Annotated in this window: 17 protein-coding genes and 3 pseudogenes; 9 read left to right on the top strand and 11 right to left on the bottom strand. The window is 24.0% G+C overall.

The window, feature by feature from the left end:
• Positions 1–216: 216 nt before the first annotated feature.
• Positions 217–612: pseudogene (locus SPIRDC1_RS04005) on the top strand (transposase); the annotation flags it as partial.
• Here the strand turns inward: SPIRDC1_RS04005 and SPIRDC1_RS10485 are convergent.
• Entirely contained in the window at positions 605–718 is a 114-nt protein-coding gene (locus tag SPIRDC1_RS10485; protein ID WP_368668556.1) for a thioredoxin family protein, read from the bottom strand. The pseudogene SPIRDC1_RS04005 and the gene SPIRDC1_RS10485 sit on opposite strands and share 8 nt — an antisense overlap.
• Between SPIRDC1_RS10485 and SPIRDC1_RS10245 the strand changes: the two genes are divergently transcribed.
• Positions 699–821 (top strand): hypothetical protein, encoded by a 123-nt coding sequence (locus SPIRDC1_RS10245; RefSeq protein WP_255495910.1) that lies wholly within the window; start codon positions 699–701, stop codon positions 819–821. The genes SPIRDC1_RS10485 and SPIRDC1_RS10245 overlap by 20 nt on opposite strands.
• Before the next feature lie 238 nt (positions 822–1059).
• Here SPIRDC1_RS10245 and SPIRDC1_RS03995 read toward each other — a convergent pair whose 3' ends face one another.
• The gene (locus tag SPIRDC1_RS03995) at positions 1060–1884 is read right to left on the bottom strand and encodes an HAD family hydrolase (protein WP_174480654.1); all 825 of its coding nucleotides are present in this window, start codon (positions 1882–1884) and stop codon (positions 1060–1062) included.
• 10 nt (positions 1885–1894) lie between these two features.
• Positions 1895–2236: a thioredoxin gene (trxA, locus tag SPIRDC1_RS03990; protein ID WP_199188855.1), complete on the bottom strand. Its 342-nt coding sequence runs from the start codon at positions 2234–2236 to the stop codon at positions 1895–1897.
• A gap of 523 nt (positions 2237–2759) precedes the next feature.
• On the opposite strand from trxA, the gene SPIRDC1_RS03985 reads away from it, so the two are divergent.
• The 3 genes from SPIRDC1_RS03985 to SPIRDC1_RS03975 all read left to right on the top strand — a co-directional run bounded on the left by SPIRDC1_RS03985 (position 2760) and on the right by SPIRDC1_RS03975 (position 6202).
• Complete coding sequence (locus SPIRDC1_RS03985; protein WP_174480653.1) at positions 2760–4142, top strand: MFS transporter; 1383 nt, start codon at positions 2760–2762, stop codon at positions 4140–4142.
• Positions 4143–4868: 726 nt separating this feature from the next.
• Positions 4869–5423, top strand: coding sequence for a hypothetical protein (locus SPIRDC1_RS03980; protein ID WP_174480652.1), 555 nt, complete (start codon positions 4869–4871; stop codon positions 5421–5423).
• 101 nt (positions 5424–5524) lie between these two features.
• Positions 5525–6202: a hypothetical protein gene (locus tag SPIRDC1_RS03975; RefSeq protein WP_174480651.1), complete on the top strand. Its 678-nt coding sequence runs from the start codon at positions 5525–5527 to the stop codon at positions 6200–6202.
• A gap of 708 nt (positions 6203–6910) precedes the next feature.
• Here SPIRDC1_RS03975 and SPIRDC1_RS03965 read toward each other — a convergent pair.
• The 3 genes from SPIRDC1_RS03965 to SPIRDC1_RS10480 form a co-directional block, all read right to left on the bottom strand.
• Positions 6911–7906 carry an IS3 family transposase gene (locus tag SPIRDC1_RS03965; protein ID WP_174479968.1) on the bottom strand — a complete coding sequence of 332 codons (996 nt, stop codon included), beginning with the start codon at positions 7904–7906 and terminating at the stop codon, positions 6911–6913.
• A 455-nt stretch (positions 7907–8361) separates the two neighbouring features.
• The gene (locus SPIRDC1_RS03960) at positions 8362–9669 is read right to left on the bottom strand and encodes a hypothetical protein (protein ID WP_174480649.1); all 1308 of its coding nucleotides are present in this window, start codon (positions 9667–9669) and stop codon (positions 8362–8364) included.
• Between the two features lie 499 nt (positions 9670–10168).
• On the bottom strand, positions 10169–11209 hold the full coding sequence (locus SPIRDC1_RS10480; protein WP_368668555.1) for an Mbov_0401 family ICE element transposase-like protein: 1041 nt from the start codon (positions 11207–11209) through the stop codon (positions 10169–10171).
• Between the two features lie 213 nt (positions 11210–11422).
• Between SPIRDC1_RS10480 and SPIRDC1_RS03950 the strand changes: the two genes are divergently transcribed.
• Both SPIRDC1_RS03950 and SPIRDC1_RS10475 read left to right on the top strand, forming a co-directional pair.
• On the top strand, positions 11423–12418 hold the full coding sequence (locus SPIRDC1_RS03950) for an IS3 family transposase (protein WP_174479968.1): 996 nt from the start codon (positions 11423–11425) through the stop codon (positions 12416–12418).
• A 42-nt stretch (positions 12419–12460) separates the two neighbouring features.
• Positions 12461–12633, top strand: a pseudogene (locus SPIRDC1_RS10475) (transposase); the annotation flags it as partial.
• Between the two features lie 346 nt (positions 12634–12979).
• On the opposite strand, the gene SPIRDC1_RS03940 reads toward SPIRDC1_RS10475, so the two are convergent.
• Positions 12980–14503 carry a hypothetical protein gene (locus SPIRDC1_RS03940; protein ID WP_174480419.1) on the bottom strand — a complete coding sequence of 508 codons (1524 nt, stop codon included), beginning with the start codon at positions 14501–14503 and terminating at the stop codon, positions 12980–12982.
• 4 nt (positions 14504–14507) lie between these two features.
• Positions 14508–16844, bottom strand: a complete 2337-nt coding sequence (locus SPIRDC1_RS03935) for a hypothetical protein (RefSeq protein WP_174480647.1) — start codon at positions 16842–16844, stop codon at positions 14508–14510.
• A 397-nt stretch (positions 16845–17241) separates the two neighbouring features.
• Here SPIRDC1_RS03935 and SPIRDC1_RS10240 point away from each other — a divergent pair, with 397 nt between their 5' ends.
• Both SPIRDC1_RS10240 and SPIRDC1_RS10470 read left to right on the top strand, forming a co-directional pair.
• A complete protein-coding gene (locus SPIRDC1_RS10240) occupies positions 17242–17364 on the top strand; it encodes a hypothetical protein (RefSeq protein ID WP_255495909.1) in 123 nt (40 codons plus the stop codon).
• A gap of 58 nt (positions 17365–17422) precedes the next feature.
• A pseudogene (locus SPIRDC1_RS10470) lies at positions 17423–18532 on the top strand (IS256 family transposase); the annotation flags it as partial.
• A gap of 46 nt (positions 18533–18578) precedes the next feature.
• On the opposite strand, the gene SPIRDC1_RS03925 reads toward SPIRDC1_RS10470, so the two are convergent.
• The 3 genes from SPIRDC1_RS03925 to SPIRDC1_RS03915 form a co-directional block, all read right to left on the bottom strand.
• The gene (locus tag SPIRDC1_RS03925; RefSeq protein WP_174479968.1) at positions 18579–19574 is read right to left on the bottom strand and encodes an IS3 family transposase; all 996 of its coding nucleotides are present in this window, start codon (positions 19572–19574) and stop codon (positions 18579–18581) included.
• Positions 19575–20004: 430 nt separating this feature from the next.
• Entirely contained in the window at positions 20005–20982 is a 978-nt protein-coding gene (locus SPIRDC1_RS03920) for a J domain-containing protein (RefSeq protein WP_174480645.1), read from the bottom strand.
• Positions 20983–21144: 162 nt separating this feature from the next.
• Complete coding sequence (locus SPIRDC1_RS03915; protein ID WP_174480644.1) at positions 21145–25872, bottom strand: ABC transporter permease; 4728 nt, start codon at positions 25870–25872, stop codon at positions 21145–21147.
• Positions 25873–25917 lie beyond the last annotated feature (45 nt).

Below are 25917 nucleotides of genomic sequence, written 5' to 3'. Positions count from 1 at the left end.
TAGTAATCTATGTTTCTTTGTTTTACAAAGTACTAGTTCAGATTAATTCTGTCTTCAAATTTTATCATAAAATGAGCAATTGCTGTATTTCAATTTTGAATAGGCAATGTTCATTTTTTTGGGAAATGTTTAGTAATCTGTGTGACTTACAAAAATAACTATGTTTAATTAATTCTAGTAAATATAATTTATATATCTAGAAAGAGTCAGTTACAGATGGCTAAAAAAGATAATCTTAATAACAATGATCCAATATCAAAAGCAGTAGATTTATTATTAGAAAATACTGAGGATTTAACAACAGTTTTTAAAGAGGGAGGCTTATATAAAGAATTAACTAAACGATTGGTAGAAAAAATGTTCAATTCTGAGATGCAAAATTATTTAGGACATGAAAGAAATCAACGCAGTAATAATGACAATGTTCGTAATGGTACAACATCAAAAAAATTAATAACTCAACAAGGTAAAATTGAAATTGATATACCAAGAGATCGCAATAGTAATTTTGAACCAGTAATAATCACAAAAAGACAGAGAAGATTTGATGGTTTTGATCAACAAGTTCTTTCACTATATGCAAAAGGTATGACTTTATCAGATATTAGAATTTTTTTTTAACTTCTTTTCCTTCTTTATTAAAATAAATTAATGTTGGAATTGATTGGATTTCATAATCTTTTGCTAGTTCTTTAGCTTTGTCAACATCAACTTTAATAAAATTAATATTTTTGTGTTTTTCGTCATTAGCAACATTTTCAAATCTTGGCCCGCTACTTGCTACTTGCTACTTAGCCCTTTTTACTAGACCATTAATTTAAAAAAAACTTGAATGTATTCGAAAAACAATTGTGTTATACAATTAACACTAATTTTGACATGAAAGGATTTTTAATAATTTTTACAATATCTCTGGTTTGTGCTTGTTCAGATGGATAACAATAAGTAATTCGAGTTTTTTCATCAATAAAATCAATAATATATCATTTTTTACTTCCTGTTATATAATCTGATACTACTTTAATATGACTAAGTATTAATAAAAATATATTTAATTATTTATTCAAACTCTGATTTAGGAAATACATATTTATCGATAGCTTTTGCAACACCACCACAAGTATTTTTACTAGTAACATCATATGCTATTTCTTTTAAATTAGGATGAGCATTTTGCATTGCAATACCATATTTAGCCCACTTTATTAAGTTATAATCATTCATACCATCACCACAAGCTAGTACTTGGTCAGGAGTAATATTTCATTTTTTGCATAAAAATTGTACAGCAGCAGCTTTATTAACACCAATTGGATTAATTTCGATAACACTATGAGAAGAAGTAGCAAGTTCTAAATCTTTTATAGTATTTAATTGTTCTAAAATTGGATTAACTTGTTTTTTCTTTTTACAAAATAATAAAATTTTATACATACCCTCATCGGTATTCTCATCAATTTGTTTAGTTGGTAGGTTATTAAAATTTTCCATAATTTTAACTTTTAGTGATCTGCGATTAATTAAGCCTGTTTTATTATCGGTACTATATCCTCACATTGCTAAATTATTTTTATTAGCAAATTTAACTATTGTTTGTATTTGTTCTTTTGTTAATGATTTTTCATACAATATATCTAATCTATTATCATTAGTAATATCAAGGATGTTACCACCATTATAACAAATAATATGACCGGTTTTTTCATGCATTAAACATGCTTTTGCAATATCAATGGTTGAACTTGGTGCTCTTCCTGTTGCAATAATAACTTTAATATTTTTTTGATATGCTTTTTGAATTGCAATTAGATTTTTAGGATGAATTTTTCATCTACTTTTCAATAAAGTTCCATCTAGATCAAGAACAATTAATTTAATAGCCATTATAAATACCTTATTTTCCTATTTCTTCGATAATATTAGTCATATCTTTTTCAGAAACTAAACCAAAAGTTTTTTTAACTTCTTTTCCTTCTTTATTAAAATAAATTAATGTTGGAATTGATTGGATTTCATAATCTTTTGCTAGTTCTTTAGCTTTGTCAACATCAACTTTAATAAAATTAATATTTTTGTGTTTTTCGTCATTAGCAACATTTTCAAATCTTGGCCCTAACATTTTACAAGGACCACATCATTCTGCTGAAAAATCAATTACTGTTATTTTTTTTGATTGTAAAAGTTGCTCAACTTCTTTTATAGAATTAATATGTTGTATTTTGCTTTCATTATGCATGTGTTCACTACCTTTTCTTTTAATTTATTTTATGGTTTAATTCTATCATTAGTTTTAATTTTTAAAACATTAAACGATAAAATAATTTTTTTAATTTTAGTTATTACTATATAAATATTTATAATTTTTTTAGAATAAATTCATAAGAAAATTGTAAATTATTTTTTTTAAAATTAAAGAAATATCTTTTCAATTTTAGAATATATCTGTTATAATCTGAAATATATAGGTTAGGACTAAACAATTTGAAAAGGGGATAAATAAATTATTAGTACATTTTATAAAACTGTTTAATAAATAAATGTAAATGAATTTTAAAAGGTGTAGAGTTAATATTTATTTATGGTATTTCAAAAAAATAGTTTGGTAGAGAGTTATTTTTTAATTTTTAATATTATTTATTTTTCCACAAAAACAAAAATTATAAAAACCTATGTGTTAAAGTATGTTTATATTAAGTTTTTAAGAGCAGGTTATTTGGGTTACTATAATTTATGCATCCTTTTAGAAGGAGAGTAAAAAAATGTCTGTTTTTAATAGACTTGCATGTGTTTTTAAGCCACCTGCAAAAAAAGAAATTTTTAGTGAAGACTTAAAGCAAGTTAATAAAAAAATTATTATTTTACGTAATCAAGTTTTTGGTTTTAGCATTTTATCATATATTCTTTACTACTTTACTCGTCAAGCGTATACAGTAGCGGGTTCTGCTTTAGAAAGCAATGGTAGCATAACTAAAATGGAGTATGCTTTAATGGGAACAATTTTTGCCGTTGTTTATGGTGGTGCTAAATTTATTGTTGGAAATGTCGCTGACCGTAGTTCAGGAAGAGTAATCATGATTGTTGGATTATTTGTTTCTTCTATTTTAAATATTATTATGGGTGGTGTAGTTGCTTTTGCTGGAACTAAAATTAGTGTTGGCCCATTTGTAATGATGTTGAGTTTGATTGCGATGTTGGCTGTTTTCCAAGGTATGGGTTGACCAGCTACAGCTAGACTATTTTCTCATTGATTTACTGATAAAGAACGTTCAGGACGTATTGGAATTTGAAACTCAGGACAAAATATTGGTGCTGCTTTATTACCGGTTGTTGTTATTTCTTTAGTAACATTACTTGATCCGGGTGGAACAATTTATGGTTTATATTTTTGAATTCCTAGTATTTTTGCTTTAGCTATGATTCCATTATGTTTATGAGGATTACGTGATCGCCCTGAAGCAGAAGGGTTACCTACTGTTGAAAAATGAAAAGGTGTTCTAGAACATAAAGAAGAAAAAGTAGAACTTAATTGAAAAGAAATTTTTGTAAAGTATATTTTAAAAAATAAATTTTTATGAATATTAGCATTTGCTAATATTTGAGTATATGTTGTACGACAAGGACTGGCAGGATGAACATTAATTTTAATGAAAGATATTCATGGCTTAGATTTAAAACACAGTAAATGATTTGCTGCCTGTTTTGAATTATCTGGTTTATTTGGTGGTATTTCTGCAGCATATTTTGCTAAGTGATTTTTTAATAATCGTAAAGCACCATTAATGATATTTGGATTATTAATTGCACTTTGTGGACTAGTTTTATTGCAAGTTGCTCCTCGTGGTAATATGCCTATGCTTATTACTGCTTTAATGATTGCTGGTTTTGGTATTTATATGCCACAAGCGATGATTGGTGCTACTGCTATTGAACTAACAAATAAGAAAGCAGCTGCTACTGCTTCAGGATTTACAGGATTATCTGGTTATTTTCTTGGTGATGCTCTTTTTTCAAAAGTAGTAATTGCTGGTATTGGTAATGAAAACTGAGATTATGTATTTTATTACTTTTATGGTTGTATTGCTGCTGCTATTATTTCATTAGCTTTACTATGAACAAAAAATCAAGATAATAAAATATTATAAAAATATTATTAGATTAGCACCATAATAAGGGTGCTAATTTTTTTTATTTAAAATGATATTTTAATAATAAAATTAATAAAATTTTATTGATTTTCAAAGTTACGGTGTTATAATAAATTTAAGACACACAAAATTATTGGTTATTAGCCTACTAGTATTATTTTTTATTTTTACTAAGTAGTTTTTTTATGTTTTTTTGTAATGTCTTATAAAAAGGAAAAATATATTGTTATTTTTAAATAAATCTAGTTATATATTATTATTTTTTATTTAATGAAATTACAATATATTATTTATGGGGTTTTTCTTTTACATATTGATAGAAAAAATGAAATTTAGTTGATTCAATTATTCTTTGTAAGTAAAACAATAATTTCTTATATATAAAAATATATATTATGAACTTTTATTTTTAATTTAAATAGTTCTATTAAAAAGAGATATTGGAATAAAATCAAGAAATATAAGCGAATTGAATTAATATAGAAACATATAAATAGAACATTTAACATAAATATTAAAATTTCAAAATAAAACCTATATTTCTTTAAAAAGAAAATGAAAATATTGTGTTAATTTTAAAATATGTTTAAAAAATCTTTGGAAACTTTTCTGAATCTTTATGCAATAAAATTTTAATTATACATAATAGAGAAAACGTGTTATTAATATAAGTTTAAAAAGGGCTAAGTAGCAGTAGCTAGTGCCAATATAAGAAATCAAAATATGGAATCTTTAGTGGTAGGAATAGAAAATAATAATGAAATAGTTATTAATAAAACTAAAAAAATTATTGGAGAACTTGCAAATATTAATTTAAGAATTCGTTATTATACCAATTACATTAATCAATATTGAAATAGTGATGAACAAAAATATAAAAATAAAGTAAGAATATATTTTAATGATTTAGGAGAAATTTATGAAAACTTACCAAAATTTATTAAAAAAGAAAGTGAAATAAGTTCAAATAATTGTTGTTGAAAAACTATTGAATATTTATCTTCTCCAATTGTATTATTAACAGGCATTTCAATTAGAGTAGCACAAAGATATTTTTCAATAGCTGTAGTATCAGAAAAGTCTATAATAGGTAAAACTTTTATAGAACAATTAGAAATATTAGGCAAAGGAATGTGAGAATCATTAAAAATTCCTGAAAATTATGCTATGGCTGGTGTTGATACACTTACATCTTATTTTTTATCTTACTATCCATTTGGATTAAAAAGTATTATTGATTTATTACCTTCAAATCAATTAACACAAAAAAAGAATTAGATGAATATTTACCACTTGAAATTATTATTAAAAAATTAGAAAAACATTTAGAACTTAAAGAATATGAAAAATTAAATAAAATTAATTCGAACTTAGATAAGTTGTGTACTAATTTATCAACAATTATCAAAAAACATGATGTAATAAATCATATTACAGATGAATTAAAAAATATTAATTTTAATGATGAATTTACTTTTGAAAAATTTAATTCTTTAATTAGTGCAGAAATCAGTAATGATTTTTTAAAAGAACTTTTAAATGAATTAAGTGAATTATCAAAAACTGATTTAAAAAATGAAGACTATTCTATTAAAGAAATTATAAAAAATAGTTTATCCAATACTAACTTTTTTTTGAAAACATTATTAATAAATCATTTAGTTATTACTGCTTCTTCTGCTTATACTGTTGAAACATTAACATGAGAATCTTATAAAGAAGATATAGTATCAATTAATAATATTATTTCAACTATTGTTCGTGCTACAGTAATGATATTTGTTAATGAATGTTTTATTAAAAATGCATTAAATACAATTTTTGAACCAGTAAAAAATTATTTTTGCCCTCAAAATAATGATCATACATTGCTACAATCATTTAAAAATTGAGTTAAAAATCAAAATGAATTAAGTCAATTAGGAGTCTTTATCGTTAGTTTTCTTTTTATTAGCGCTATACTAATGCTATTAAAACTTATGCAACAGATGTTACACAAAATAAAGGTGATTGAAAAAAAGCTTGAATTCAATTTAAAGAAACATTTCCAAAATTAGGAATGGTATTATCAGCACTTGGTGTAACTAGTTCTGATTTATATAATTTAACAAATAAAATGAAACCAGCTTTTAAATTAATATATAAGCAAGAAGAGCAATAAAAGATTATTGACGAAGTATTATCTGAATTACCAAATATAATAAATCAAGCAAATGGGAATGCTGCTAGTGATGGAAGAGGTTTTCTTACTAGAACAATAAATGGTCATATTAATAATATTAATGAATGAGATGAAAATGATGTGCAAGATATAAATAACTCAGATAGAGAATATCTTATTCCTAATAATAATCGTAATCATGATCGTTCTCTTATCCAATGCGTAACTATCTAATTATATTAATATAGTGAAAAGATTCCTACTTTTAATGAAATTAAAAGTAGGAATTAACATATATGAAAAATATTTAAAAATATTAAAATCATTTTTATTTACAAAAAGTTTAAATTATAATAAATATTTTATACAATATTTCATTTTTTTTTATTATAATTTAGTAGACTATTAATAAACATATTTTATAAGGAGTGAAATATATATAATGTTAAAAATGAAAGGTATTGGTGCTAGTAATGGCATTGCTCTAGCCAAAGCATTAATCTTAAAACATGAAACTATCAAAACTAATCCTAAAAAAATTGATGAAAAAGAAAGAGANATGGTGGTTAGCCCTAAATACTGGACCACTTTTGGATAGACAGTTTTAAATTTTTATTTGTGAAATTGGTGGTTTTAGAAATTTAGAATGTATTCTTTCGTAATTATAAAACATAATATATTGGTTTACATCATTTATAGCTTCATTGAGAGAAAAATATTGATTTGAACCTTTAGGTAGTCATTCTTGAGATAAATGAGAAAATCAGTTTTCAGATATTACATTGCCACCAATATCATAAGGTTGTTTTTTGCTTAAAATTATTTGCTTATCAGCAGCTCAATTTGTGATGTCTTGACAATAAAATTCGTTGGCGTTATCTGAGTGTAAAATAACGTTTTTTACTTGGTTTCAAGAGAATTGTTGATTTATTTTTTCAAGTGCAGGAAGGATTAAATCTTGATAGGATTTGTTTGAACATGTATTATAGCTTACAATATTATTTGAATAAAAATCAATAATTACAAAAAGATATAATCAACCTTCTTTAGTATTTATTTGTTTAGTGTCCATTGATCAAATTTGATTTGAAGAGGTTGTACTTTTATAATCTTTGTTTACTTTATCCATTGTAGGTATTCACTTATTTGGATTTTTTTTGTTTTTAGGATAGTTATTTTTAGTTTGTTTTAATCCTTGAAGATTGTGATCTTTCATAATTTTTCGCATTTGTTTTGTTGATAATTCTAGATTTAAAATAATATGTTTGTATTGTTTTAATCATTCTTTAAATGCTGAAAAAATTCGTAAATAGCCATAAATTTGTCCTTTTCTTGTAAAATGAAATTCAAGTAAAAGTTGGCATAATTCTTGATATTTATGTGTACAATTACTAATTTGATTTTTTTCTTTTTTAATAGGGTTTTGTTTGTTTTTTACAAAATAATATGTTGATCGGTTTAGTTGAAGATGTTGGCAAAGATATCTAATTGAATATTGGTTTTTGCTATCATCAATAATTTGAATTTTTTGTTTGATATTTAACTTGTTAATTACTAATGCTATTTGTTTAATTTTATCCATTATTAAAAATCCTTTCATGTCAAAATTAGTGTTAATTGTATAACACAATTGTTTTTCGAATACATTCAAGTTTTTTTTAAATTAATGGTCTAGTAAAAAGGGCTAAGTAGCAAGTAGCAAGTAGCAAACAACAATTAAACGAGGAGAAGTCAAAAACAAATCCTAATATTAAACAATTAATGTCAATTATGTCAGAACTTAATATGAAATAAAAGAAAAAATAGATGTCACAGGTCAAGAGTATAATTGACGTAATGCTAGAAAATATCAAACATCTAATAATCCTGAATTTTTAAAAAGAATTGAAAACCTTAAAGTTGAGTGTTTAGAAATTCGCGAAGAATATTTAATTAATAATTCTAATCAAATGGCAGAAAACCAATCATCAGCATCTAATCAAAGTCCTGCAAGACAACATTCATTGTAAAAATAATGCCTTAATTAAGGCATTATTTTTTATATATTAAATTTAATTATTTTTTAAATTGAAAACTAATATTATCTAAATCAATTGCTAAACTACAACCAGCAATTAAATTTGGTGATGAAGTAACACGTGCATTTCATTGATAATAAATATTATTATCATCATGGTATACATAAAGATCAATAATTGGAAGTTGAATAATAAGATCAGAAATTATTACAACATTATAAGGATTTTGTAGTTCATATTTAATATTTTTATTAGTAGTAATATTATTAGTATCACCAGTAAGATTATTATTTTCTTTATATGTACCCATATTATTAATTGATAGTTTAGAATTATTAAAATTAAATTTAGGATAAAGTTGCGAAAATTGTTCTCAATTTTTTGCATATTTAGTTCAATTTAAAATGATTTGTTGATCACTATTTTTTGCTCAATCATTTTTATTAATATTGCTAAAGTCTTCTTTATAATGATAGCTAATATTTTGATTTATATTTTGGATATTTCATTTTGTATAATAAATTGCTACTAAGTTATTATCATTATCAAAAATAAAGTTTAATGAATAATCTTTTATATTTAGGAAAAGGGGTGAATTTTTAATAAAGTTAAATATGTTAGTATTTTCAACAATTAAGTTAATAATATTATTTGTTAATTGGTTACTAATTAGTTTGTTTAAACTGCTTTTATTAATGAATTGTTGGCTAATATTATAAGATATTGCTAAAGAAATTTTATTATTAATAGCAGCATCAGCAATGTAATATAATCCTAAGTTCTCACTAAGATTGTTATTATTTTCAATTTTAGAAGCACCAGCAATGTTAGAAATATCAATATTTTGTTCAAGACCACCAAATTGTAAATATGTTCAATTATTATCACCAACAAAATAATTTTGTTGATATTCACTAAAATTGTAAGCATCAGAATAATTAGGATTGCTTTTAAGTAATGTTACTTTCTTCTTGGTAATCATTTCTTGTTTTGTATTTTCAATATCTGATTTATCTTTATTAGGAATAGTAACTTTGGTATTATAAACTAGGTTACCTGTTGTATCTACTAAGAAGACGTTTCTAGAATTGGTAAAAGTATAACTTTTTAATGCTGAAGTATCATAACTATAAAATTTATGATCGGTTGTTGATCGGTTAGTAATTCAGTCACTATTATTTAAATATTGATATTGATTATTAAATAATGATGTTTGATTAGTAGTGGCGTTTGCTTTTTGTAAATCATTTTTGCTACTATTAAAGTGATTCACACTAGTTAAAATAGTGGTACTTGTTGCTAGTGAAAAAATACCAACTGTTAAAATATTTATTGTTTTTCTCATATTTTATACCTTTAAAGTTAATATATAATTTTAATAAAGATATAAAGTTTATATTATCATATATCATCATTAAAATTATAACGATATTAAACTATCGTTATTTATATTATAGTACTTTTAGGGAAATTCTACAATTAATTTTAAAGGATGATAAAGTTTTTATTTTGATAGATTATGTTGTAAAAATATCTTCTAATTATTAAACATCATGAATTTAAAAATAAATCTAATTTAGAATTATGAAAAGAAGAAGAAATTAAATTATTACATAAAAAAATAAGGGAGCGTATCGATGTTGTCAATAATATTCAAATTTGTCTTAAAATTATAAAGTTAGACGAGAATAATTTTGACTTTAATATGCAATTGTATGTTAATCTTAACACTTGAAAAATATTAGTCAACAATAATACTTACTTTTATAAATCAAAAATTCTTATTAAAGCATCTTTAATAAGTTTTGTTTTTATTTTTAGTTTTTTTGAATTTAAGTTTTAACTTATAATAACTGGATGGCTGTATTTATTTGATAGCATTTAAAATTAACCATTTTTGTATACATATCAATGTTATAAGTTCTATCACCAATCATATGCTTTAAAATTTGTTTAATATTAGTTTCAGTAAAACAACCAATATTTTCAACTAATGCTTGGTTTAATACACCATCTTTGGCATTAATAAAATAACCAACTTTTAATTTTTTATATTTTAAAGTTAATGATTGTAAAAAATCAATTAATTCATAATATTCACCTTTTTCAAATAAATTTATTGCATTTTGATAGTGTAATTTAGCAATTTGATTTTTTCTTCTTCCAGCCATTATACCAAGAAATAAAACATGAAAAGCATGAAATTTATCTAAAATAAATTTTGCATTTAAAATTGTAGCAGTTTTTCTAATTCATTTTGCACTATCTCCACAAACTATTAAATTTGCTTGGTCAAAATTTTCAAAAAATAAATTACCATATTTTTCAATTAATTTTGCAGTTTTTTCAGCACCAATTTCTGTTTTTGATACTCTTATTTGACATGCAGCTCTTTTATTAATTAATTTTCCATTTTTCTTTTTACCAGTACAAAATACTATTAATCTCATAGAACATTTTTTACAATTTTTAGTATTGTGTTTTTCATTAAATTTAAATTTTCTATGTCCATCATCAATATTTATATATAATGTTTGATTTGGTTGTAATACAATTTTAGGAATATTAACTTTTGGTAATTCAAATTTTTGATATGTTCTACAAACTGTACTATTACTTATTAAATCTTCAATAAAAGTATCACAAACATCACGATACTTTTTATCATCAGCAAAATATTTTAAAATTTGTTTAATAACATTTGGTGCAAGTTTACTATATTTTTTAACACCAAGATAGTTATCTAATAAGGATATGTATTCAGTTTTTTGTTTTTCAATGTTATAATAAATACAAATACGTCGTTTATAATTTAATAAACCTTTTTTTGCTTTTAATTTTCGTTTTCTAAATCTATATGATTTATATACAGATTTATCACATATACTTCATAAATAATCATCTATTTTTGAAAATAATTCCTCTGTTTCTTTTAAACTTAATTCATCTTGATTAAAATGGTGTTTGTCTCAATCAAAATGATTTGCGAATGGTAATAGCTACTTGCTACTTAGCCCTTTTTACTAGACCATTAATTTAAAAAAAACTTGAATGTATTCGAAAAACAATTGTGTTATACAATTAACACTAATTTTGACATGAAAGGATTTTTAATAATGGATAAAATTAAACAAATAGCATTAGTAATTAACAAGTTAAATATCAAACAAAAAATTCAAATTATTGATGATAGCAAAAACCAATATTCAATTAGATATCTTTGCCAACATCTTCAACTAAACCGATCAACATATTATTTTGTAAAAAACAAACAAAACCCTATTAAAAAAGAAAAAAATCAAATTAGTAATTGTACACATAAATATCAAGAATTATGCCAACTTTTACTTGAATTTCATTTTACAAGAAAAGGACAAATTTATGGCTATTTACGAATTTTTTCAGCATTTAAAGAATGATTAAAACAATACAAACATATTATTTTAAATCTAGAATTATCAACAAAACAAATGCGAAAAATTATGAAAGATCACAATCTTCAAGGATTAAAACAAACTAAAAATAACTATCCTAAAAACAAAAAAAATCCAAATAAGTGAATACCTACAATGGATAAAGTAAACAAAGATTATAAAAGTACAACCTCTTCAAATCAAATTTGATCAATGGACACTAAACAAATAAATACTAAAGAAGGTTGATTATATCTTTTTGTAATTATTGATTTTTATTCAAATAATATTGTAAGCTATAATACATGTTCAAACAAATCCTATCAAGATTTAATCCTTCCTGCACTTGAAAAAATAAATCAACAATTCTCTTGAAACCAAGTAAAAAACGTTATTTTACACTCAGATAACGCCAACGAATTTTATTGTCAAGACATCACAAATTGAGCTGCTGATAAGCAAATAATTTTAAGCAAAAAACAACCTTATGATATTGGTGGCAATGTAATATCTGAAAACTGATTTTCTCATTTATCTCAAGAATGACTACCTAAAGGTTCAAATCAATATTTTTCTCTCAATGAAGCTATAAATGATGTAAACCAATATATTATGTTTTATAATTACGAAAGAATACATTCTAAATTTCTAAAACCACCAATTTCACAAATAAAAATTTAAAACTGTCTATCCAAAAGTGGTCCAGTATTTAGGGCTAACCACCATAAAGAATTAACTAAACGATTGGTAGAAAAAATGTTGAATTCTGAGATGCAAAATTATTTAGGACACGAAAGAAATCAACGCAGTAATAATGACAATGTTCGTAATGGTACAACATCAAAAAAATTAATAACTCAACAAGGTAAAATTGAAATTGATGTACCAAGAGATCGNAAAAATAATTCTGCTGATTGTTCTTGTTCATTAAATTTAGCAACACGTGACATAAAACTTGGACTTGGTAAAGTTAAACTTAATTCACCATTTTTAGTTAACATTCATATTAAAAAACATTTACCTAATAATGAATTTTGAATACCAAATTGATATAATTTTTCATTTCATTTATCTTTATCTTTTAATTTATTTAAAAAATTTAATAATTCTTTATTTTCACTTTTAAATAATAAACCTTTACCTAATCATAACATTGTACTTTTATTTGCAATAATTCTAGGTATATCTAATTCTCAAATATCTTCATGTATACTAAAATATTCTGTTGGATTATAATTCATATTATCACTCCTTATTATTAATAAAACTATATTGTTTACCAAATTCAAATTTAGTTTTATTAATTAATAATTCATTATTTATTTGTTCAATTAATCATTTCATATCATTCATTAATGCATAACAATCACTATCTCAAGTATCATCATGTAAATCTAACATTTGTGGTTCATTATTAGCATTATCTATTTTAGATTTAGATAATCATTGAATTAAACTATATTGTCTTTTAGTTTCTGGACAATTATTTCAATCATAACTTAATATATTTTTAATTAATCCAGTAGTAGTAAAATCAATTCTATCTTTTAAATACATTACTGATTTATCTACTGGTTCAAAATTTAATCAATTCATATTTCTTTTATTTTTTTCTACATTTAAAACATCAATAAATGCTTGTCCACCATTACCATAATCAACATAACAAGTAAAACCTTTAAACATAGCAAAATATTTTTGTGCTTCAATTAAATAATAATCAATAATACTATTTGCTAATTCATAAGTATTTTTAAAATACATTGCTGGTTGACCATTAATATTAGCATTACTATGATAAAATTCACTTACTTTATGCGCTCTTCTTCCATTATAATTTTCACCAATAAATCATAATGAAGCAGCAGTAGGATGACCACTACTACTTGTTGCCATACCTATATCTAAACCACCACTTAATCTTTGTACTTGAAAATCTAATTTAGTATTTACTTTATCTAAATATCTTGCAAATATAGCACCTTGTAAAACACTAGGAACTCCATAATATCAACTTTGTGCTTTTATAGAGTCTAATACTTTTAATTCTTCTAAATCATTAATTATATCTTGTGATAAATTATGTTTATTTAATTTTCAATTACTATAATGAAATAATTTAAATTTATTATTATCAATAATAGATTTTATTTGTTCATTTTTTACTTTCATTATTTCTAAATTATAAGGTACACGTTCATTCATATAATTAATATGATATTGATATATATTATCTGGATTACAAGTTGTTATTTTAATTCTTTTTTTAGCATTACCAATAGCAAATGTAATTGCTTGAAATTCTTGTTGTGTAAATTCATTTGCTTCTTCTTCTCATTCTATTGATAAATCAAATCCTTTTATTTCACTACGAGAAAGGCCTTTTAATGGTATTCTATCATTACTATTACTATACACACCCATAACTCTAATAAATGATTTACTACCTTTAAAACGAAAATCTGCTTGTTTATTTGGATATTTTAAAGTAAAATCTTTATAATCTTGAAATCCAGCAGATATAAATGCTTCATATATTTCTTTAACCATATCATTAATATCTTTATTAAGTTTTCTAAAACCATAAATAGCAACTTTTTTATTTAATTTAATTGCTACTGCAAATAATACTGGTAATATCATTGCAACAGTAAATGTTTTTCCACTATATCTAGAACCACTAAAATTATATTCATCATGTGTAAAATCAGATTTACCTAATAATCAATAAACTATTTCATATATAAATGTAAATTCTTTATTCATAATATTATTCTTGCAATTCTTCTAATTTTAAAAGTTGACCAAATCTTGTAGGGTCACTAACAATAGCAATTGTATCATTCTGCATTTGTAAAGAAAGCATTATTCTACCATTAATATTATCTCAATCCAAAGTTTGAACCTCTTTATTTAATTCACCATATAAAAATTCTTTACACATAAAAGCAAATTTTTTACTACTTGTTTGGCTTTCAAAATTATAATAAATTTTATATTTAGTATTTGATTTAAAAGTATATTTAATATGATTTATATTAATTTTTGTTCCTACTTCTTTTCATTTTGGAATACTTGGAATTGGATTATTTTTTAATTCAATATCTCAACAATTTTCTTCAATTTCATTTGTTTCTAAATTATTAGAAATAATTTTTATTGGTTTATTCATATTAATTTTATTTGGTGAAATAATATTTAATGTATTACTAGTAATTTTATAAATATTTTCATTATTTTCTTCTAATTCTTCTAATTTTCATAAATTACCGTTTCTTGTATTTCCAGCTAATCAAGTAAATATTGGAGTATTTGTTCTATTACAAATTAAATAAGGTTGAGAATGATTTATATCAAATGTTAATTCAGTATTACTTCCTTTTGAATAAATAAATTCTTCATAAATATAAATATCAGATAATATTAATGTTTGTCTTCTAATACCATAATTAAATCATATACGATATCTTTTATTTTCTTTACAATCATATGTAATAGTTTGATTAACTCCATTTATAACACTTGTAGCAACTATTAATCACTTTTCTTTATCTTGCTTTTTATCTAATAAATTATCAACATATTGTTTTGTAGTTGCATCTTTTTCTTGTTCTGGTTCACCTATATCAACAATTCTAGTATTATTTGAAGTAATAATTCTTTTTTCTTTAGGTTGAATAATATTTGGACTATTAGGGTCTACTTCTCATAATGATTCACTACTACCACCAGTAGTACTAATAGTATTAGTTTCTTTATCAATAGTAATATTTTCACCAGCAATTAATTTATTTTGTTTTTTATCTAATAAATTATTAGTTTCTATTTTTGTATAATAATCACGTTCAGTACTTTCTTCTGCTATAAATTCAGTTGGCGTATCTATTCCTTGATATTGATATATTTCTTTTATATCACCAATTAAATTAATTTTTCCACGTTCAGGATAAGAATTACCACCACCACTAAATTCTTTCTTTTTATTGTTATAGTAAATCGTTCCGGTATTTAAAATTCTTTTATTTTGGATTTGTTCATTATACGTCATGGAATCAACATTTAGCAATTCAAATTCATTAAAAACATTATTTAAATAAATTTTAATTACTTTATAAAATTTCATAAAGTTATTTTCTGTTGAATATTGATAACTGATTTTAATAAAATATCATTTAAATATTTCTATATTATTATTTTCAACTTTTTTTCATAAAGGACTAGTTTCAATATTAAATCAATTATTTTTAACATCATTAATATTTTCATTTGCTTTAATTAATTCAGTATTTAATTTGGTAATTTCATTTTCATTAGTAGTAATTCGTTTTTGTTGTTTAGCAGAAAAATCACACGTTGCAGCATGCGTATAATCACCAATTTGTGGATTATTTTGTAATGCTTCTGGTGGTAATGTTCCAATTTCATCAGGTCAATCTAAAATCATTGTTTCAGTTTCTTTATCGTAATCTGTTGCAACATAACCTTTATTTATAAATTTTGTAACAGGACCTCTATATATTTCATTTTCATTATCACCAACTAAATCATCATATAATTTAATTTGTTTTAATAATGTAAATTCTTTTTGTTCTTTAATTAATTCATCAATTTCATTTCTAGTATAAAATGCTTTTAAATCAATTTTTTCAACATCTATTTCATCATCATTATAACTTGAAAATATTTGTTTTAATTCTGTTAATCTTGCTCATATTTTCATTCTAGTGGGTGCTAAATCTCAAACATTAATTGTAGGAATACTACTTGCACTAAATTGATTACCATTATTAAATTGAATAGTTGCATCAACATTAAATTCAATTGGTGTACGATTAAATACTCAATGTTCAACCATAACATAAACCATATCTCTTAATGTTTCTTTAATTAATTCATCTTTAAAACTATCAAAAGGAAATTTAGATAAAATAAAATCAAGATAAGCATTAATATCATTTTGAGCACGAATAGCAAAAGTTTTAAATCAATCATTAACAATTGGTCATGTTTGTATATATTGCTGTGGCGTTTCTGTAATTTTTCCAGTTAATGGATATCAGTTATTATAATTTTCAAGACTGACATCAGTTCAAAGTTTATTAATCATAATTTATCATTCCTTAAAAAATGCTTGTTTATAATGATGAGTATGTTTTTTTGTTTTTTTATGTGTTATATGCTCAATTTCTTTTTGTATTTTATTTTTACCTTTTTTTAATTTTTTCTTACTTTTTGTTACAACTTGACTATATGCAAACTTTTCTAAATGATGTAATAATCCTGTACCAAATAAAGTATTAACTGAAAACTTTAAACCAACATTTTTAAATGATTTGTTAATATTTTCAATAGGATTATTAATAACATTTACTACTTTATGATAAGTTCTTATTATTCTAAATATTTCTCTATATACTTTAAAACTATCTCTAATTACTTGTTGTAAAACTGGTGGAGCAAATGCTATTGCTTTTAATCATTTATTACGATTAACACCATAACCAATGTATCAACGATATCAGTGAAATGGATGTACTTGAGTAACAAAAGTTTCTGCTTTAAGAATACTATCAACAACTGTAATTGGTTTGGGAATGTTTAGTAATCTGTGTGACTTACAAAAATAACTATGTTTAATTAATTCTAGTAAATATAATTTATATATCTAGAAAGAGTGAGTTACAGATGGCTAAAAAAGATAATCTTAATAACAATGATCCAATATCAAAAGCAGTAGATTTATTATTAGAAAATACTGAGGATTTAACAACAGTTTTTAAAGAGGGAGGCTTATATAAAGAATTAACTAAACGATTGGTAGAAAAAATGTTGAATTCTGAGATGCAAAATTATTTAGGACACGAAAGAAATCAACGCAGTAATAATGACAATGTTCGTAATGGTACAACATCAAAAAAATTAATAACTCAACAAGGTAAAATTGAAATTGATGTACCAAGAGATCGTAATAGTAATTTTGAACCAGTAATAATCACAAAAAGACAGAGAAGATTTGATGGTTTTGATCAACAAGTTCTTTCACTATATGCAAAAGGTATGACTTTATCAGATATTAGAATGCAGTTGCAAGAGTTATATGATGGCGCAGATATTAGCGAAAGCGTAATTAGTCAAATTACTGATGATGTCATTGATGATGTCAAAGCATGGCAAAATCGTCCATTAGATAGTGTTTATCCAATCATTTATTTTGATTGTATCGTAGTTAAAGTACGTCAGGATAAACGTATTATTAACAAATCAGTTTATATAGCTTTAGGAGTTGATTTAGAAGGTAAAAAAGATGTTTTAGGTTTATGAATTAGTGAAAATGAAGGTGCTAAATTCTGATTAAATAATTTTACAGAAATGAAAAATCGAGGCTTAAATGATATTCTTATTGCTTGTAGTGATAATTTAACAGGCATGTCAGAGGCAATACAATCAGTTTATCCTAAAACTGAACATCAATTATGCATAGTTCATCAAATTAGAAATAGCTTAAAATATGTTTCATACAAACATCGAAAGTCTCTAGTTATCGATTTAAAGCCAATTTATACAGCATGTAGTGAAGAACAAGCAATGCAAGCTTTAGAATCATTTGAAAGTAAATGAAATAAACAATATCCACAAATTGCTAAATCTTGATATAAAAATTGAGAAAATTTAATGGTTTTTATTAGTTATCCAGCAGAAATTAAAAGGGTAATTTATACTACAAATGCTATTGAATCTGTTAATAGCCAATTACGAAAAGTTATTAGAAATAAAAAAGTTTTTCCTAATGATATGNATGGTGGTTAGCCCTAAATACTGGACCACTTTTGGATAGACAGTTTTAAATTTTTATTTGTGAAATTGGTGGTTTTAGAAATTTAGAATGTATTCTTTCGTAATTATAAAACATAATATATTGGTTTACATCATTTATAGCTTCATTGAGAGAAAAATATTGATTTGAACCTTTAGGTAGTCATTCTTGAGATAAATGAGAAAATCAGTTTTCAGATATTACATTGCCACCAATATCATAAGGTTGTTTTTTGCTTAAAATTATTTGCTTATCAGCAGCTCAATTTGTGATGTCTTGACAATAAAATTCGTTGGCGTTATCTGAGTGTAAAATAACGTTTTTTACTTGGTTTCAAGAGAATTGTTGATTTATTTTTTCAAGTGCAGGAAGGATTAAATCTTGATAGGATTTGTTTGAACATGTATTATAGCTTACAATATTATTTGAATAAAAATCAATAATTACAAAAAGATATAATCAACCTTCTTTAGTATTTATTTGTTTAGTGTCCATTGATCAAATTTGATTTGAAGAGGTTGTACTTTTATAATCTTTGTTTACTTTATCCATTGTAGGTATTCACTTATTTGGATTTTTTTTGTTTTTAGGATAGTTATTTTTAGTTTGTTTTAATCCTTGAAGATTGTGATCTTTCATAATTTTTCGCATTTGTTTTGTTGATAATTCTAGATTTAAAATAATATGTTTGTATTGTTTTAATCATTCTTTAAATGCTGAAAAAATTCGTAAATAGCCATAAATTTGTCCTTTTCTTGTAAAATGAAATTCAAGTAAAAGTTGGCATAATTCTTGATATTTATGTGTACAATTACTAATTTGATTTTTTTCTTTTTTAATAGGGTTTTGTTTGTTTTTTACAAAATAATATGTTGATCGGTTTAGTTGAAGATGTTGGCAAAGATATCTAATTGAATATTGGTTTTTGCTATCATCAATAATTTGAATTTTTTGTTTGATATTTAACTTGTTAATTACTAATGCTATTTGTTTAATTTTATCCATTATTAAAAATCCTTTCATGTCAAAATTAGTGTTAATTGTATAACACAATTGTTTTTCGAATACATTCAAGTTTTTTTTAAATTAATGGTCTAGTAAAAAGGGCTAAGTAGCCCTTAATACGTGTTGATAATAGTATTAAAGAAAGTTATTAAAAATTTTAAAATTTTACAATTACAAAAAAAAGACAAGATTTTTATTCTCGTCTTTTGTCATTTATTTTTAATTTAAGGGTTTAAAAAAGAAAGGAGCTATTTTTAAAACTTTTTAGTTACCGACATCTTCGCCACGCTCCCAATATATGTTATAATTTAATTAATTAACAAATCATAGAATTTGCAGTTATATTGTTAATGTTACTAATAATTCTAAGGGTTAATCTCATACGTCCAATTTTCTTGATTTTAGCTAAAAATAAAAGATTGCTTTTGCAATCTTTTAACTTGTTTTATTAAATACATGATGAATTTGATGGGTTATATCCACTTGTTGAAGGTTGATTTTGTAAATCCATTGCATTTATTTTTTTAGTTTTATTAAAACTTAATCGGTTTATTTTTTCTTCAAATACATGTTTCTCATTATTAGCAATTTCTTTTTCTAATAATAAATTTTTAAGTTGATCAGTCTTAATTAAAATATCCTTATTTATATCTTTGTTCTTATTAACACAACCAAAAGTAAAAATAATAATAATATAATTTAATACTGAATTTATTTTTTTCTCTTCAAAATGTGCAATATCTCTTTCAATATTGGTAATTTCTCTTTCAATATTAGTAATTCTTTTAGTTATATTTAATAAGATTTGTTGATTTTGTTTTATTCTTAATTTTTTCATTTTTTTAAAAAAAAATTTAGAAACTTTCTTATCTTTTGAAAAATCTTTGGCAAAAGATAAACTATCATTACCCATTTTATCTTTCTCAATAAAATTAGCACCTTTATCAATTAATAAATTAATAAATTTTAAATCAGCATTACCCATTATAGCATAATGTAAAGGAGTACTATCTCTATTATTTTTGGCATTTATATTAGCGCCATATTTAATTAATAGATCTGCAGTTTCTAAAAAATTATGAAAACATGCATAATGTAAAGGAGTATTACCAGAATTATCTTTTTCATTTATATTTAAATTATTTATTTTATTAGTAAGAAAATAAATAACTTCCTTATTATTACCATTTTGTAAAAAGTAAATAAAAAGTTTTTGATCAAAAACTTTTCTTAAGTTTTCATCTGTTAATATTCTTTTTGCTTCATTCAATTCTTGCATTTTAAGTTTTGATTGAGGATTATTATTTTTATCTGGGTGAGTTTTTAGAGCAGTCTGTTTGAATTTTTTTTTAATTTCTGCTACTGATGCTGTTGGTAATACATTTAATATATCATAATAATTAGAAATTAATGATTCATCTTTCAAAATTCTTTTTTTCTCCTTTCAAAATAAAAAACCCATTTACTTTAAAATAAAGTAATGAGTTAAAAACTATATTTAGTTTTTAAATAAAGTATACATATTTGACTATTAATTTGGTAAATTTAAATATTTAAATTTACCAAACACTCTTTAGTGAACTTTATTTTATTCATCAGATTTTAATAATTCAATTAAATTCATTTTATTTAATTCATGATTATTGATAATAAATATTGATATATATATACCACCAATTATGGTAAAACTTACTGGTAATATTCATCATGTTATTGTAAATGGTAAAGCCACACCAATAAAACTAATAAGAATATTAATTAAACCATAAATAGCAAGGTAACCTAGGGCAAACCCTACAATATAACCAAGTAATGCTCAAGGTGTAAAAATACCTAAAGTAAAAGAATTAATTTCTCAATTAGTATATCCTTCTGCTTTCATATGAGCCATAAAACGACGAAATTGATCGGTAAATAAATCAGTAATCATAATAACAATCAATATTGAACAAATAATCGTTGTCACAATAAATAAAGCACTAGCACTGAAAGCAATATCTGACATTTTAGTAAGCATTGCTTGTTGTCTTGATAATAAATAATTTTTTTTGACCATTGGTATATTTTGATTACCACTTAAACTAGTGGTTGCATAAATAGTATAATCATCTAAATTTGATTTAAAACTCATTCTTCCAATTAAATCAAAAACATTAGCATTAGCACTTAACTTACCATTAAATCATTGAAATACATCCGTTCCTGAATAATAAGGATTATCATCAATATAACTATAACCCATAATTTCATTAGCTCATTTTTGATCAACATAGGCTTTAGGAGTATCATAAGAATCTTGAATTCCCACAACTTGATATGTATGAAGTGGATTATCATTACCCGTAATATTTTTTCATCATGTTGGCATGTTATTTTTAATATCTGCTTGTAAACTATCAGCATTAATATTATTTTCTTTAGTTAAAATATTATTATTAACCATTCCCATAAATCATTCTGCTGGGCGGTTTAATAAAATACTTAATGGATCTTTAGGATCAAATCCATTATATGGCTTTACCAAATCATATGAAAAAGGTCTAATTCATTCACCTGTTGAATCGGAAATACGTGATAAATCAAAATCAATAGTTTTAGCATTATCAGCTGTTGGAATTTTACCACTTTTAGCACTATCACTAATATCAGAAGGCAATTTTAATCAAATATCATTAACATTATTTCAAGTACTAGGTTCATTATTTATAATTGGTTGTCCTTTTTCATCATACATACCATTATACCTAGTGCCGTGGATATCACTATATTCTTTACTATTATCAGATAATTTTATTTTTTGATCACCACGATAATTTCATTTTGTTCCACTTTTTGATCAAATGCCACCATTTGTAGTATAAGAATCTTTTGGTGGTGTTTCACCGTAATATCAATTTTCTTTTGGTAAAGGAATACTTTTACCATCAATATTTTTATAACATAGAGTATTAACTTGTGGTACACCACTAAATTGTGAACCAACATCTAATCCAAATTTAGATTGAAAAGCACGATTGATAACCATTGGAATAGCATTAGCATTAGCATTATATTTTAAAGCTTTAACTTCATCATTTTTTAATACCAACATCGCAGTATTGGGATTAATACCAATAACATCCATTAGTTCTTTTTTAGCAATTTTTGTACTTTCATCAACACCAACTTTAAACTGTGTTACTAATTCTTCATCTGGTCCATTAACATCACCATTATTAGTAGTTTTTGGATTAAAAGCAATAGTATTATGACCAATACTAAAATAATCATAGGGATCTTCTTTAATATTAGGTCTTCTTGGTAAACTATCAATACTCTGACGAATAAAACCCGGTAATACTTGCTTTAAAATTTCTTTAATTGCCTCTGGACCGGGTGGCACTCCAGGATTGGGAACTTGCAAAATATTAGGTAATTGGCCACTTGCAAAATTAACAATATTATATGAAAATATTTTTGATGGTGTATTATCTTCTTTACTTAAATCAGTTATTAACTGATTACTAAAGGCTTTGCCACCTAATCAACTATATGATCAAACTAAATCATTAAGATCTAATGTCCCTGTTGATTGTTCTTGATAATAAAAGGACATTTTTTTTATAAACTCTGCTCTTTCAGATTCAGGAAAAGATGAATCAAAAGTAAAAATATCAGCAAAATTATTAGTTAATTTTTCTTTTTTAAACAATAATGGATTATATCACCCAACTCGTGCCTTTTTCTCATCATAAACAATTTTATCTTCAGGTCAAGGCATAGCACCATAAGTTGGATAATATTTCTCACCGCTTGGTCGATTAAAAAAATCTCATGAATATAATCCATATTTACTCATTGGCATATTCGGCATTGGTGTTTGATACTCATAATAATTTTTATATTTTTGAGTTTTGAAATAATTAACTTTTAAACTATTAATAGTGGCAGGAACTAGTGTTGTTGCTACAATTGAAAATGAAGCTAAAGTAATAACTCCCGAAGTAACTAAAATTTTTTTTCAACTAGTTTTTGATAATGATAATAAAAAACGAAGACGAAAATTATTTTGTAAAAACTTGCTAGTTCTACTTTTAGGAACACATAAAACTAAATCACTATCTTTTTTAATTAAAAATAAAGGATCACGTTTTAAAAGACGAAAGGCAGTTAATAAAGTAACAATTGTAATAAAACCAATAATTAAAACAATTGAAATAAATAACGGAACAACATCAAAGCTAAAAACATTATATGGTAAAACAAATAAAGTATTAAAAATCTCAGTTAAATATACCTGAATTACAAGACCAACAATTCAGCCAATTGGAATTGCAATTAATAGTGTTAATAATGGATATGCCAAATAAGAAATCGTAATTTGTCATGTTTTATAACCTATTGATTTTAAAATACCCATTGAAACTTGTCCATGTTGGATTGCTTTTTTAACAATTAAAGTGGTAATAAAAATAACAACCGTTAGTAAAAATAATACTCCTGCTATTGCTGCAAATAAAAATGCAATTATTGCTGAATTAAATATCTTTTCTTTACTATTATAAAGTGAAAACTGACTATTACTACTTGTAACTACAGGATTTGGATTAATAAGGTATGTAGAAGATGATTGTGGTGTTGGATCTGTATTACCATATTTCTCAACTAAATACTTATTATAATCATATTGATTTAAATCATTAACACCATTATCACTAAATATTGTTTTTTGAAAAAAATCATTAAATAAATCAATATCAAATTCATGAATACTATTTTTAGGAACATTATTTCATTTTGTAAAATACATTAAAGTATTATCAGTTTTATCTGCTGTCTTATATCAATCTCCATCATTTCATGCTGAAGGTGTAACATAAGCAATAAATTCAGTTCTTGTATTGGGAATTGGATCTAAGTCACTAATTGTTGGATAAATATCATAAACATCACCACCAATACCACTAACAATAAAGTCAGTACCATTAATATTAATATGATCGCCTGGTTTATACGCTTTATTACTTTTATTTTTTCTTGCATATTGTGGCGTAATAACTATTTCATTTTTACTTGTTGGTGCAACACCTTCAAATATTTTTAGATTAGTATGATTTAAAGCATTAGGTAAACCAATATCAATAATTTTAGTATTAATTTGAGTATTATTAATTACTCCAACACTGGCAATAAATTGATTACGAACATATAAATCACGCATTTGTAATGCTGCAACCGCACGAATTAAATATGTAGAAAAAGCGTCTCTTTCAGTGCCATCACTAATCATATTATAGTTAAAAGGTGAATGATAACCAATAGAAGTATTAGTAAAATTAGTATAAATGTTACTATCTGATTCTGTTGCAGAAAAATTACGATAAATTCTCATTCATTGACCATTCGTACCAAACTCATTATCTAATCTTGGATCAATTTCAGTTTCCTTAACTACTTTAATAAAAAGTTCATTTCTTTCTGTTTGATTTTGCAAATTAACGCTATCAGGAATAGTAGCATTATTAGAAGAAGATCTAAAATTTATTTTATTTTCTAAAATTCAAGTGGTAACTTTATCATTATCATTTTCCTTTAATATCGGATCTGTTGAATGTTTTGTAATCCATTCCTTAATAAAAGTATTAATAGATTGAAGAATATTGGGTGCTGTTTTTTTTAAGAAAACATCGCGATATAAATCATCTGCTGCTGTTTTAAAATGGTTTTTTAAATTTTCATTAGCAGCATTTTTTGATTTTAATAATAATTGACCATAGATGCTTGCTTTAACATTATTATTATTCAAATTAAAAATTAAAGGATTATCTGGGTTTGTTCATCTTATATCATTAAACCCAGTAATATTACCATTATCACGAGTATAATCAATAGTTAAGTTATCTTTAGTGATTGGTAGGATTTCTTGATCTGTCCCTATTTTTGTATCATCAAAATAAAGCGCTTTAGTGCTTTTACTATCAGTTCCATTTTGAACATAAAATCGACCTAACTTTAAACTAAAAGCTTGATTAGCAATTTGTTTAATACCTTGCGACACTGGTGAATAAGGTAAAACAGCATCAAACTTAAGATCATTTAATCCTAATTGATTGCTTCCTTCAATCATTCTAACGTACGAAATTCAACTTCCAGTAACCAACGAAGTTGCAAAAGCATTAAGTAATAATAAAATAACTAATTGTAATTTACTTTTTCATGTAGCAACTAAAGTCTGCTTTAATAGCAACGCATTCTTAAATAAACTTTTTTTTGTTTTTTTATTATTAGACACCATTTTTTTATTATTCGCTTTTTCGCGTTTATTTAACCTTGCCATTACAGTTCTCCCTAATTCCTGAAATTAAAATTTTGCATTTAATTT

The sequence above is a fragment of the Spiroplasma endosymbiont of Danaus chrysippus genome, assembly GCF_902809815.1.
GTDB lineage: Bacteria > Bacillota_I > Bacilli_A > Mycoplasmatales > VBWQ01 > Spiroplasma_E.
The sequence above is the reverse complement of the archived record's forward strand: the minus strand, read 5'-3'. Positions and strand labels throughout refer to the sequence as shown.